The sequence below is a fragment of the Rothia sp. SD9660Na genome, assembly GCF_030064065.1.
In the GTDB taxonomy this organism is placed as follows: Bacteria; Actinomycetota; Actinomycetes; order Actinomycetales; family Micrococcaceae; genus Rothia.
Genome location: NZ_CP125946.1, coordinates 1,769,076 through 1,781,055, shown reverse-complemented (window position 1 = coordinate 1,781,055; position 11,980 = coordinate 1,769,076). Strand labels below are relative to the sequence as shown.

Sequence of the window (11,980 nt, the reverse complement as noted above, 5' to 3'; positions counted from 1 at the left end):
GAGGGTGTAACGCGGGGAAGTAGTAAGCCAGCACACTTGTAGCTTGCTTAGCTTTATCTTGGACTTTGATATAAACTAGAAGTACGCTGAACAATTCGGGCTCACCCCCGTAACTCTATGAAAGAAGGAAAACATGTCAATTTTCGGTTGGATCGTTCTTGGTCTCATTGCTGGTGCCCTCGCAAAGCTGATTATGCCCGGTAAGCAGGGCGGTGGCATCCTGGTCACCATGGTGCTCGGTATCGTAGGTGCGCTTCTCGGTGGCTTTATCGGTAGCTTCATCCCCGGCCTGTCAGACGGCATCCAGAGCTTCAGCATCGGCACCCTCTTCACCGCCGTTGTAGGCTCACTGCTGGTCCTCTGGATTTACGGTGCCATCACCAAGAACAAGGCCTAAGCCCTAGTAGCTTACCCCTAAGCACCCAAGCCCCGGCGGGCGTCCTCGCACCAAAGCAGGCGCCCACCGGGGCTTTGTGCTACCCGCGTGGGCAAAAGAACACCGCCCCCTCAACCAGGTGGGCGGACACCGGCGGTAGGGTAGTGGGGCACCACAAGAACACCGGCAGGTAGGGACCTTCATGAAAAGCATCGCCAGAATTGTTAGAGCCACAAAAGAGCTATGGCCCTACTTCGTAGGAATCATCATCTGTGCGGTACTCACCAGCGCAACCTCCCTGTTGGCCCCCTTCATTATTTCGGGGGCAACCGATGCTGTCGTGGGGCACCTGAACGGTTCAGCCCCCACCACCGGCACAGCCATCGCCTGGTTCGCGGTTGCCTACCTGGCAGCCCAGCTGGTGAGCGTGCTGACCACCAACATCGGCGGTTATATCGGTGATGTGATGAGCCAGCGCATGCGCACCATCCTGTCGGTGCGCTACTACGAGAAGCTACTCTCGTTGCCGCTGTCTTACTTCGACACTGAGCTCACCGGCACCATCATCGCCCGGCTCAACCGCTCTATCACCGAAGTCACCAACTTCGTCAAAACCATGAGCAACACCTTTATCTCCCTGGTGCTCACTACTGTCTCGGTGATTGTGATTAGCTCTATCTACTACTGGCCCCTGGGGCTGCTGCTCATTATCATCTTCCCGGTCTACTTCTGGCTCACCAGCAAAACCAGCGAAAAATGGCAGGTCTGGGAAGGCGAGAAGAACGAGAACATCGACATTGCATCCGGCCGCTTTGCCGAGGTTATCGGGCAGATTCGCGTGGTCAAGTCCTTCGGCCGCGAGCGCCGAGAGCTCACTGATTTCGGTGGTCGTTTCGAAAAGACCATCGGGCTCACCCGCGCCCAGTCTAAGTTCTGGCACTCCATGGACGTTGCCCGTCTCTCCTTCCTCAACCTCATCTTCTTTGCCCTCTACCTGCTGATTTTCCTGCGCACCCTGGCAGGCGACTTCACTATCGGTGACATGGTGCTGCTCATTCAGTTGTTGGCCATGGCGGTAGCCCCTATCAATTCACTCTCCTGGATTGTGGATACCGCCCAGCGCGCTATCGCCGGTTCTAAGGACTACTTCGAGGTCATGGAACGGCAATCGGACGCCCGCGCCCTAGCCATTACCGCCGGGGCTGCCGGGGAGCGTCCGGATTCCGCTACTAAAGCTGCTGCCACCAGCCTCACCGCTGAACCCGGGGCCGAACTCGTCCGCTTTGAGGGCGTAACCTTCGGCTACGAGGGCGAAGCAGATGTGCTGCACGGGATTGATCTGGCGGTGAAGCGTGGTGAGCGTATTGCCTTTGTGGGGGAGTCCGGCGGGGGCAAGTCAACCCTCATGGCCCTGCTTGAGGGCCTGTATGATCCGCGCGAGGGCCGGGTACTGGTTGACGGCATGGATATTGCCAGCAGCGACCTGGCGCAGGTGCGCTCGCTGATTGGCATGGTCTTCCAGGACGCCTCGCTCTTCTCGGGCACCATTGCTGAGAACATTGCCTACGGCTGGCCCGACGCTACCCGGGAGCAGATTATCGAGGCTGCTACTAAGGCGAACGCCCACGATTTCATCTCGAAGTTTGCTGACGGCTACAAGTCGCTCATCGGCGAGCGCGGCCTGAAGCTCTCGGGCGGCCAGAAGCAGCGTATCGCTATTGCCCGGGCCATGCTCAAGGACGCCCCGATTCTGATTCTGGATGAGGCTACCAGTGCCCTGGACACCAAGGCCGAGCGGGCGGTGCAGAAGGGTCTGGAAGAACTGATGGAGGGTCGCACCTCACTGATCATTGCCCACCGTCTTTCGACCATCGCAACGGTAGACCGTATCGTCACCCTCAAGGAAGGGCGTATTGATGAGGTGGGCAGCCCGGCCGAGCTGGCGGCCTCCGGCGGTATCTATGCCGAATTGCTGGGCCTGCAGAACAGCGGCGGTAAGGCGAGTAAGAAGAAGCTACAGAGCTTCGACATCGTTGGTTAGGTAGGTACCATCTAAGTAAGAAATGACCACCAACTAGATGGGTTTTTCTCACTCAGATGGTACCTACCGGGGTGTAAAACTTAAGGTATGAAGAAAACTACCCTCACCACCTTAGCCGGTGGGCTGGCCCTTGCCACCGCCGGTCACCTTGCTTTATGGGGCTACCGCTACCTGATAACCTCCCCCTCTCGTCGCTCCTGGACCATCTTGCTAGGACCTGCCCGCCACCTCACCAGAAAATAGAATCATGCGATTTGGCTCAACTCAGCGCTTCGGCGTCTCCCGCGATCAACTGACCGACCAGCTAGCAGACTTCCTGCACGGCGGGCGGACGGTCACTCTGCTCGGCTCTACCGGGTCTATCGGCACCCAGGGGGTGCAGGTCATCGACCACCTCAACTCCCTGGCAGGAACCTCCACAGGCAGCGACGACGCTCCCGTGCGCGTCACTGCCCTCTCAGCCGGCTCCCGCTCCCTACCCCTGTTGGCAGAGCAGGCCGCCCGCCTGCGTCCGCACCTGGTCGCCACCAGCGGCACCGAAGCGGACGCCGCCACCCTGCGCTCGCTGCTGGCTGAGCTGGCACCGGGCTACAGCCCCCAGATTGAGTGGGGGGCGGACGCCGCAACCGCCGCAGCCCGTACCGGGGCGGACGTCGTCCTCAACGGCATCACCGGCTCTATCGGCCTGGAACCCACCCTGGCTGCCCTGCACGCCGGTTCCCAGGTGGCCCTGGCGAACAAGGAATCGCTGATTGCCGGTGGTGAGCTAGTCAAGGCTGCCGTGGACGCTTCGCCTCTGGACCAGCCCATGATCCCGGTGGATTCTGAGCATTCTGCTCTGGCTCAGGCCCTGGCCTCGGGCACCGACCGGGAGATCGACCGGCTGGTGCTGACCGCCTCGGGTGGGCCCTTTAGGGGTATGACCTACGAGCAGCTGCGGGAGGTCACCCCGGCGCAGGCTCTGGCCCACCCCACCTGGGACATGGGGCTTGTGGTGACCACCAACTCGGCTTCTATGGTCAATAAGGCTCTGGAGGTGCTGGAAGCCCACCACCTCTTCGGCATTGACCTGGACCGTATTGACGTGACGGTTCACCGCCAGTCGGTGGTGCATTCTATGGTGCAGTTTGTGGACGGCTCGACCCTGGCTCAGGCGTCCCCGCCCACCATGCTGCTGCCCATTGCCTTAGGGCTGACCTGGCCCCACCGTATTCCGGGTATCGCGCAGCCCTGCGACTGGTCGCAGGCTACCGAGTGGACTTTTGAGCCCCTGGATAATAAGGCTTTCCCCGCGGTGGAGATGATTAAGCGGGCGGGCCAGCGGGGCGGTACTTTCCCGGCGGTCTTCAACGCGGCGAATGAGGAGGCGGTTGCTGCCTTCCACGCCGGCGCTATTCGTTTTACCGACATGATTGAGACGACCGGGCGGGTGCTCGATGAGCACGCGAGTTCTTCGGCCCTGGCCGAATCTGGTTCTCTGACTCTGGAAGCGGTGCTGGAGGCGGAAGCCTGGGCCCGCACCCGCGCCAACGAGATTCTGGGGCAGGGCTAGGCTCCCGCCCTTTAGATTCGATATAAAACGAGGACGCCCCGCCCCTCGCTTTCCTGCCCATCGGCAGGATAGCGAGGGGCGGGGCGTCCTTACTCTTAAAAAGATTTAGAAGACGGTGAGGCCTCGGGCGCGGAAGATGTCGCGGGCGGCTTCGGTGGCCTCCTTGCTGGGGGGGTGCACGTCCTTGAGCTTGTAGTCGTAGCCCAGGGACTCCCACTTGTCGGTGCCCATCTGGTGGAAGGGAAGTACCTCAACGCGTTCGACGACGTTGCGCCAGCGGCAGACGATGTCGGCGACCTTTTCGATGTTGTCGGGGTCGTCGGTGTAGCCGGGCACCAGCACGAAGCGGATCCAGATTTTCTTACCCAGAGCCGAGAGCCTGTCACCGAAGTCGATGGTGGGCTGCAGGGCGCGTCCGGTGAGCTCCCGGTAGACCTCTTCAGAGCCTGACTTCACATCGAGCAGCACCAGGTCAACGTTCTCGAGGAACTCGTCAGAGGCGTGGGCCCCGAGGAAGCCCGATGTATCGATACAGGTATGGATACCGAGGGATTTGGCGCTCATCAGGATATTCTCGGCGAAGGGGCGCTGCATGAGAACTTCTCCGCCTGAGATGGTGATGCCGCCGCCGGTGGCTTTGAAGACCTTGCGCATGCGCTTGATTTTTTTGATGAGGTCGGCTGCCATGACGGGTTTGCCGTCCTTCATGTTGAAGGTGTCGGGGTTGTGGCAGTAGAGGCAGCGCAGGGGGCAGCCGTTCATGAAGATGGTCATGCGGGTGCCGGGCCCGTCGACGGCGGTGACCAGTTCCCAGGAGTGCACTGAGCCGAGTTGCCCTTCGCGCATGAGTTTGAGTTGGGCGGAGCGTTCGAGTTCGGTGAGTTCGCCCAGGCCCCAGGTGCCTGCCCCGGAATGCCGGTCCGCCGGCGGAGCAAATGCTAGCTCGCCGGCGGTATCGGTTATCTCGTGAGAGATATCAAGTGACATGAAGAATCACTAGGCTCCGTGGTGGAAGGTGCGTGAGAGTACGTCCAGCTGCTGCTCGCGGGTGAGGCGCACGAAGTTGACGGCGTAGCCCGAGACGCGGACGGTCAGGTTGGGGTACTTGTCGGGGTTCTCCATGGCGTCCTCAAGGGTTTCGCGGTTAAGGACGTTGATGTTTGCGTGGTAGAGACCCTTGGGGGCGGTCTTGTTGGTGCGGTTTGCCTTCATGGAAGCGAGGCGCTCTTCGTAGGTCTTGACGGCCATGATGTTCTCCTTAGTTGTTAGATGAGGTCGTAGGCCCGGTAGAGGGGTGCCAGCCAGCTGGCTCGGGGCTGGCGTTTAGGGTGCTGGCTGGCACCCCTCTACCTGGGTTACTGCGGGTTATTGAGTTTTAGTCCTCTTCAGGAATGAATCCTGCATCCAAGATTCCGACCAGGTTGGTGACCTGTTCTTCCTTGGTGCGGCCGAGGGCGGTGGGGGTGATGGTGTTGGTCAGGGAGATGCCGTCGAGGGCGTCTTCGTAGTCCAGCTTGCCGACCGAGAGCATGGAGGCGACCATGCCGTGGGTGTCCATGCCGTTTTCGGGGTTGGCGCCGGGGGAGAAGGGGGTGCCTGCTCGGTGGCCGGAGGGGAAGTTACCGGTTGCCTTGCCGTAGACCACGTTGGAGGTGATGGTCAGCACCGACTGGGTGGGGATGGCGTCGCGGTAAAGGGGGATGGCCTTGATCTTCTCCATGACGGTATGGACGATGGTGGCGGCGATGTCGTCGGCACGGTCGTCGTCGTTGCCGTAGGCGGGGAAGTCGCCTTCGGTGATGTAGTCGACGATGAGGCCGGTTTCGTCGCGGACGGGGGTGACGGTGGCGTACTTGATGGCGGCGAGGGAGTCGGCGACGATGGAGAGGCCGGCGATGCCGCAGCCCATGGCTCGGATGATGTCTGAGTCGTGCAGGGCCATTTCGATGGACTCGTAGGCGTACTTGTCGTGGCTGTAGTGGATGATGTTGAGGGCCTCGATGTAGGTGGCGATGACCCAGTCGAGCATTTCTTCGTACTTGAGCCAGACTTCGTCGAAGTCGAGGGGGCCGTCGCCCTTGATGGGCTCGTAGCCTTCGACGATGAGTTTGCCGCTCATTTCGTCGCGTCCGCCGTTGATGGCGTAGAGCAGGGCTTTGGCAGCGTTGACGCGGGCGCCGAAGAACTGCATCTGCTTGCCGATTTTCATGGGTGAGACGCAGCAGGCGATGGCGGCGTCGTCGCCCCACTGTTCACGAATCTGGGGGTCGGATTCGTACTGGATGGAGGAGGTTTCGATGGAGATGGCGGAGCAGAATTCCTTGTAGCCGGTGGGGAGGTTTTCGTCCCAGAAGATGGTGATGTTGGGTTCGGGGGCGGGGCCTAGGTTGCGGAGGGTCTGTAGTAGGCGGAAGGAGGTTTTGGTGACTAGGGTGCGGCCGTCGTCGGCGAAACCGCCGTCTGACCAGGTGGCCCAGTAGGGGTCGCCTGAGAAAATCTGGTCGTAGTCAATGGTGCGGAGGAAGCGGACGATGCGGAGCTTGATGACGAGGGCGTCGATCATTTCCTGGGCGTCGGTTTCGGTGATGAGGCCGGCGGCGAGGTCACGTTCGAAGTAGACGTCGAGGAAGCCGGAGAGGCGGCCGATGGACATGGCGGCGCCGTCTTGGGATTTGACGGAGGCTAGGTAGGCGAAGTAGGTCCACTGCACGGCTTCCTGGGCGGTGCGGGCGGGGCCGGAGATGTCGAAGCCGTAGAGGGCTGCCATCTTCTTGAGGCGCTTGAGGGCCTTGATTTGTTCTGAGTGTTCTTCGCGGTAGCGGGCCCAGTGCTCTGAGAAGCCGGCGTCGGCTACGGCGTGCTTGGCGCGTTCTTTATCGGCGATGAGGTTGTCGACGCCGTAGAGGGCTACGCGGCGGTAGTCGCCGATGATGCGGCCGCGGCCGTAGGCATCGGGTAGGCCGGTGATGATGTGGGAGGAGCGGGCGGCGCGGATGCGGGGGGTGTAGATGTCGAAGACGGCGTCGTTGTGGGTCTTGCGGTATTCGGTGAAGATTTTCTTGATGTTTTCGTCGGGTTCTTTACCGGCTTCGCGGATTGCGGTTTCGACCATGCGCCAGCCGCCGTTGGGCATCATGGCGCGCTTGAGGGGTACGTCGGTTTGGAGGCCGACGATGACGTTGTCGTCGTCTGAGATGTAGCCTGCGGGGAAGGCGTCAATCTCTGCGGGGGTTTGGGTGTCTACGTCGTAGACGCGGTTTTTGCGTTCGACGGAGAGGTAGTCCTTTTCGAGGGTGTCCCAGACGCGCAGGGTCTTGTCGGTGGGCCCGGCAAGGAAGGCGGCGTCGCCTTCGTAGGGGGTGTAGTTTGCAAGGACGAAGCCGCGCACGTCGATGCTGTCTTGCCAGGGGCCGGGGGTGAAGCCTTCCCAGGCGGCGGCGGATTGTTCGTTGACAAAGACTCCCGTAGTGGGGGCTTCAACCTGTGCAGTCATAATGAGTGCTCCTCGTGAAGTGATGGGGTGGCGCCTCTGCTGAGGCGGCGCGCTTTCTCCTTCCATTGTGCCTAGTTTGCCCGGTAAAACAAAATAGGTATGGTAGATACTTAAAAACACTAATGTTGTGCTATTGGGTAGTATCTCACCATGTCAAAGCGACTATTCTGGGCTTATTACTCCTTGTGGGGCATCTGCCCCCCCCACCCGAATAAGGCAGAGAAAACCCCTCTTTAACACTTTGTGACGTAAAGGCTCTTTTGACTCAAAAGTAAAGGTAAAAACCACCTCAAAGGACCACCTGCTCTACCCCTTTGTGGGTAAACTCCAAGTCCTTTTAAGGCGACAGCTCTCAGCCTCATGGCGTACTCTGGCAGGTGACCTGCCCACCACCACGGGCGCCGTATCTACAAGGAGCACCCTCGCGTGACCGTCCTACTTTTTATCGTCGGTGTAGTGCTGATGGCCCTGGCTATCGCCGCATCTATTGCCCTGCACGAGCTGGGGCACCTGGTGCCCGCCAAACTCTTTGGCGTGCGCGTACCCCAGTACATGATTGGCTTTGGCAAGACCATCTTCTCCTGGCGGCGCGGGGAAACCGAATACGGCTTCAAGGCCCTGCCCTTAGGTGGCTATATCTCGATGATTGGCATGTACCCGCCCGGCAAAGATGGAGCGGACGGACGCGCCGGCGGCACCAGCCCCCTCCAGCAGCTTGCCCGCGAGGCAAGGGCAGCGGACGCTGAACGCATCACTGAAGCCGACCAGGGCAGGCTTTTCTACCAGCTACCGGTTTATAAGCGCATCATCATTATGCTGGGTGGGCCTTTCATGAACCTGCTCATCGGTGTGGTGGCAACCGCGGTGCTCGTGACCGGTTTTGGCTCCTACCAGCCGACCACCAGCGTCCAGAGCGTTGCCCAGTGTGTGCAAACCGTTGATTCCACCAATGCCGATGCCGCTAACTCCACCGAGTGCGGGGTCGAAGACCCCCAATCTCCTGCCAACGAAGCAGGGCTACAACCCGGGGACACCATTACCTCTTTCGCCGGGCAGACCATCATCAGCTGGGACCAGCTCACCGAACTGATTCGCACCAACGCCGACACCGAGGTGCCTCTCACCGTTGAGCGCGCCGGGCATAGCCTAGAGCTCACTATCACCCCCATGCTGACCGTGCGCCCTATCTACGATGAACTCACCGGAACCTACCTCACCAACTCCGACGGGAGCTACCAAACCCAGGAAGTCGGCTTCATCGGTATCGGCCCCACTAGCGAACTAACCCCCGGAACCATTGGTGAGGTGCTGCCGACAGTAGGGGAGTCGCTACAGCGTATTGGAGCCACCCTGATCAAGCTGCCCGCCCGCGTCTACGGGGTGGCGGTCACCCTGATCACCAACGGCGAGCGCGACGCCAACAGCCCGGTCTCAGTTGTGGGCGTGGGTCGTATCGCCGGAGAAATCGCTGCCCATGACCAGATCATTCTGCGCGATAAGGCAGCCTCCCTGGTATCCCTGGTCGCCCAGATGAACCTCATGCTCTTTGCCTTCAACCTCATCCCCCTACTGCCCCTCGATGGTGGGCACGTGCTGGGCGCTCTCTGGGAGGGCTTCCGCCGCAAGACAGCCAAGCTGCTCGGGCGCCGCGACCCCGGCCCCTTCGACCCGGTCAAGCTCCTGCCTCTGACCTACCTGGTCGCTGGCGCCTTCCTGCTCATGACCGTGATTTTGGTGGCCGCCGATATCTTCAAGCCGGTGAGCGTGTTCTAGGAGCTGAGTAGGTGGGGCAGGATGCCCTCGCAGCCGACTGGCTGGGTCTGGCATGAATTGAGCGAGCGCCCCAGCGCGAGCTCAAGAAGGTTAGTCGGCTAGAGGGCATCCTGCCCCGCCCCTCCCTTGTTCATCCATTCCAATCAGTTGCGAGGGCGTCCTACCTGCACCCGTGTGCTTTAGCTCAACCGCTCTTTGAGCTGAAGCGTGGCACAATAGATAGTTGAACAGGTGCGCAAGACCGCACCGCCAAAGAACCTTTGGAGGAAGATTTGACCTCGGTCGCCCTTGGAATGCCCGCTGCTCCGCCGCCCGTTTTGGCTCCGCGCCGTAAAACCCGCCAGTTTAAGGTCGGTAGCGTAGGCGTTGGCTCAGAATCTCCCATTTCGGTGCAGTCCATGACCACCACCAAAACCCACGACATCGGTGCGACCCTGCAGCAGATAGCCGAGCTGACGGCTGCCGGCTGCGATATCGTGCGCGTTGCCTGCCCCACCGATAAGGACGCAGAAGCCCTGCCCATTATCGCTAAGCAGTCCCAGATTCCTGTTATTGCCGATATCCACTTCCAGCCCAAGTACGTCTTTGCCGCCATCGAGGCTGGCTGCGGTGCTGTGCGCGTGAACCCAGGTAACATCCGCAAGTTTGACGATCAGGTCAAGGAAATCGCGGCAGCCGCCAAGGATCATGGCACTTCCATCCGCATTGGTGTGAACGCCGGATCGCTCGATAAGCGCCTGCTGGAAAAGTACGGTAAGGCCACCCCCGAGGCCCTGGTTGAGTCAGCTGTCTGGGAAGCCTCCCTCTTTGAGGAGCACGGCTTCCAGGACTTCAAGATTTCGGTCAAGCACAATGACCCCGTCATCATGGTTGAGGCCTACCGCCAGCTGGCTGCCGCAGGGGATTGGCCCCTGCACCTGGGCGTGACCGAAGCAGGCCCTGCCTTCCAGGGCACTATCAAGTCAGCTACCGCCTTTGGCGCACTGCTGTCGGAGGGTATTGGCGATACTATCCGCGTTTCCCTCTCGGCGCCCCCGGTCGAAGAGGTCAAGGTCGGCTCCCAGATTCTTGAGTCCCTGAACCTGCGCCCCCGCAAGCTCGATATTGTTTCCTGCCCCTCCTGCGGCCGTGCCCAGGTGAACGTGTGGGAACTGGCAGAAAACGTCACCAAGGGTCTCGAAGGCATGAAGGTACCCCTGCGTGTGGCCGTCATGGGCTGCGTTGTCAACGGACCCGGTGAAGCTCGTGAAGCCGACTTGGGTGTTGCATCCGGTAACGGCAAGGGCCAGATCTTCGTCAAGGGTGAGGTTATCAAGACCGTGCCCGAAGAAGACATCGTGCAGACCCTCATCGAAGAGGCCAACCGGATCGCCCGTGAGATGGAAGAACGCGGCGAAATCGATCTCTCTGGCGAACCCACCGTCTCCGTTTCCTAAGTAGCTTAGGCAAAGCCCACCGTGACCGTCTTTTCACGTTTCTCCCGCGGGGCAGAAGATGCCCTAATCCGCCCCCTCACCAATGATGACCGGGCGGAACTTGAAACCATGATTGAGTCGGATCCAGTGGGCTTTCTCTTTGCCGCCGAACACCTGCACCACTTCGGCCTACCAACCCCCAGTGCCCTGACGTCACTGAAAACTCCCCACGGTTTCATGGGCGTCTTTGTGCCCCGCGAAGTCCCCGGTGAGACGGGGCCCAAGGGTGCTACCTCCGCGGCTCCTGCGTCCGGCCTCACCCTGCCAGTGGGGGAGCGGCTACCAATGAGAGTCAAAACCGCCCTCGACGGCTTATGGTCTATGACCGGAGCCCGGGTAGGACGCTCGGCGGGAGCCCACTTCGCAGAGCCCCTTGACCGCACGGCAATCCCCATACCCGGCCTAGCTGAGACCCTGACCCCGGCTCCCCAGCAACGTGAACCCCGCTACTGCCTGGTGGGAGCCTTCTGGCTGGGAGCCAACTGTGTACCGCTGACGGTGCCCGAACCCTACCAGCGGCAGGTTGCGGCCTATATCTGGCGGCACAACCGGCGCATTGGCTCCATCTTTGGCCACCGCGAACCGGTCATGGGAATCTGGTCGCACCTCGCTTCGCGCATGCCCACCCCCTTTGACGTGCGGGAAAACCAACCCCTGCTAGAGCTACCCGTGACCGCTGACCTGAGCGAGCTCGTCCGCGCGCCCCTGGCCCGTCCCTCCCTCGATGCCCCCGCCATCACAGAGCCGGTTCGCTGGGCCCGAACCGACGACAGACCCAGCCTGCTGCGGGCGTCCGTTGCCATGTTCACCGAAGAAGTGGGCTATGACCCTATGACGCGCGACCCGGCAGGCTACACCCGCCGTATCGACGAACTCACTCGTACCGGCCGCACCCTGGTGGCCGTCAACAGCGAGAACGTGGTCATTTTTAAAACTGACCTGGGGCTTGCCCACGACTCCACCTGCCAGCTTCAGGGAGTTTGGTTACACCCGGCCTACCGCGGTCAGCGCCTAGCCCCCGTGCTCCTAGCGCAAGCCAGCCACCTCATCCGCCAGCGTTTCCCCCATCTCTCCCTCTACGTCAACGACTACAACGCCCCCGCTCGCGCCCTCTACGCGGCAACGGGCTGGCAGCAGCGCTCAACCTTCGCAACCGTCCTGTTTTAAACAGATATACCCCCCAGTGGGGCCACATATGTCCCCCAAAGGGCTGGTTTGCTGGCTGAGTATTCGCTGGTAGTTTTGATGATGCACACTTTTTACCTCTGCA

10 protein-coding genes are annotated in these 11,980 nt (G+C 60.9%); 7 read left to right on the top strand and 3 right to left on the bottom strand.

The genetic code is table 11. The features are described 5' to 3' along the window. Positions 1-133: 133 nt before the first annotated feature. The 4 genes from QM007_RS08385 (at position 134) to dxr (ending at position 3,969) form a co-directional block, all read left to right on the top strand. A complete protein-coding gene (locus QM007_RS08385; protein ID WP_185173300.1) occupies positions 134-397 on the top strand; it encodes a GlsB/YeaQ/YmgE family stress response membrane protein in 264 nt (87 codons plus the stop codon). A 181-nt stretch (positions 398-578) separates the two neighbouring features. Then, positions 579-2,417, top strand: coding sequence for an ABC transporter ATP-binding protein (locus QM007_RS08380; RefSeq protein WP_283489538.1), 1,839 nt, complete (start codon positions 579-581; stop codon positions 2,415-2,417). Between the two features lie 87 nt (positions 2,418-2,504). After that, on the top strand, positions 2,505-2,660 hold the full coding sequence (locus QM007_RS08375; RefSeq protein ID WP_283489537.1) for a hypothetical protein: 156 nt from the start codon (positions 2,505-2,507) through the stop codon (positions 2,658-2,660). Positions 2,661-2,664: 4 nt separating this feature from the next. After that, positions 2,665-3,969: a 1-deoxy-D-xylulose-5-phosphate reductoisomerase gene (gene dxr, locus QM007_RS08370; RefSeq protein WP_283489536.1), complete on the top strand. Its 1,305-nt coding sequence runs from the start codon at positions 2,665-2,667 to the stop codon at positions 3,967-3,969. Between the two features lie 105 nt (positions 3,970-4,074). On the opposite strand, the gene pflA is transcribed toward dxr, so the two are convergent. The 3 genes from pflA to QM007_RS08355 form a co-directional block, all read right to left on the bottom strand. Continuing rightward, positions 4,075-4,956 carry a pyruvate formate-lyase-activating protein gene (gene pflA / locus QM007_RS08365; RefSeq protein WP_283489535.1) on the bottom strand — a complete coding sequence of 294 codons (882 nt, stop codon included), beginning with the start codon at positions 4,954-4,956 and terminating at the stop codon, positions 4,075-4,077. Between the two features lie 9 nt (positions 4,957-4,965). Continuing rightward, positions 4,966-5,217 (bottom strand): autonomous glycyl radical cofactor GrcA2, encoded by a 252-nt coding sequence (grcA2, locus tag QM007_RS08360; RefSeq protein ID WP_237198480.1) that lies wholly within the window; start codon positions 5,215-5,217, stop codon positions 4,966-4,968. Positions 5,218-5,344: 127 nt separating this feature from the next. Further along, positions 5,345-7,462: a pyruvate formate lyase family protein gene (locus QM007_RS08355; protein ID WP_283489534.1), complete on the bottom strand. Its 2,118-nt coding sequence runs from the start codon at positions 7,460-7,462 to the stop codon at positions 5,345-5,347. A gap of 462 nt (positions 7,463-7,924) precedes the next feature. On the opposite strand from QM007_RS08355, the gene QM007_RS08350 reads away from it, so the two are divergent. From QM007_RS08350 to QM007_RS08340, 3 genes are all read left to right on the top strand, one after another. Continuing rightward, positions 7,925-9,235 (top strand): M50 family metallopeptidase, encoded by a 1,311-nt coding sequence (locus tag QM007_RS08350; protein WP_502949103.1) that lies wholly within the window; start codon positions 7,925-7,927, stop codon positions 9,233-9,235. 272 nt (positions 9,236-9,507) lie between these two features. Next, entirely contained in the window at positions 9,508-10,671 is a 1,164-nt protein-coding gene (gene ispG / locus QM007_RS08345) for a flavodoxin-dependent (E)-4-hydroxy-3-methylbut-2-enyl-diphosphate synthase (RefSeq protein WP_185173294.1), read from the top strand. Between the two features lie 21 nt (positions 10,672-10,692). Further along, positions 10,693-11,877: a GNAT family N-acetyltransferase gene (locus tag QM007_RS08340; protein WP_283489532.1), complete on the top strand. Its 1,185-nt coding sequence runs from the start codon at positions 10,693-10,695 to the stop codon at positions 11,875-11,877. The last annotated feature ends 103 nt before the right edge of the window (positions 11,878-11,980 follow it).

Excerpts from the sequence above, each read along its gene's own strand:
- QM007_RS08385 (WP_185173300.1), top strand. The coding sequence starts at position 134 with ATGTCAATTTTCGGTTGGATCGTTCTTGGTCTCATTGCTGGTGCCCTC.
- QM007_RS08380 (WP_283489538.1), top strand. The coding sequence starts at position 579 with ATGAAAAGCATCGCCAGAATTGTTAGAGCCACAAAAGAGCTATGGCCC.
- QM007_RS08375 (WP_283489537.1), top strand. The coding sequence starts at position 2,505 with ATGAAGAAAACTACCCTCACCACCTTAGCCGGTGGGCTGGCCCTTGCC.
- dxr (WP_283489536.1), top strand. The coding sequence starts at position 2,665 with ATGCGATTTGGCTCAACTCAGCGCTTCGGCGTCTCCCGCGATCAACTG.
- pflA (WP_283489535.1), bottom strand. The coding sequence starts at position 4,956 with ATGTCACTTGATATCTCTCACGAGATAACCGATACCGCCGGCGAGCTA.
- grcA2 (WP_237198480.1), bottom strand. The coding sequence starts at position 5,217 with ATGGCCGTCAAGACCTACGAAGAGCGCCTCGCTTCCATGAAGGCAAAC.
- QM007_RS08355 (WP_283489534.1), bottom strand. The coding sequence starts at position 7,462 with ATGACTGCACAGGTTGAAGCCCCCACTACGGGAGTCTTTGTCAACGAA.
- QM007_RS08350 (WP_502949103.1), top strand. The coding sequence starts at position 7,925 with ATGGCCCTGGCTATCGCCGCATCTATTGCCCTGCACGAGCTGGGGCAC.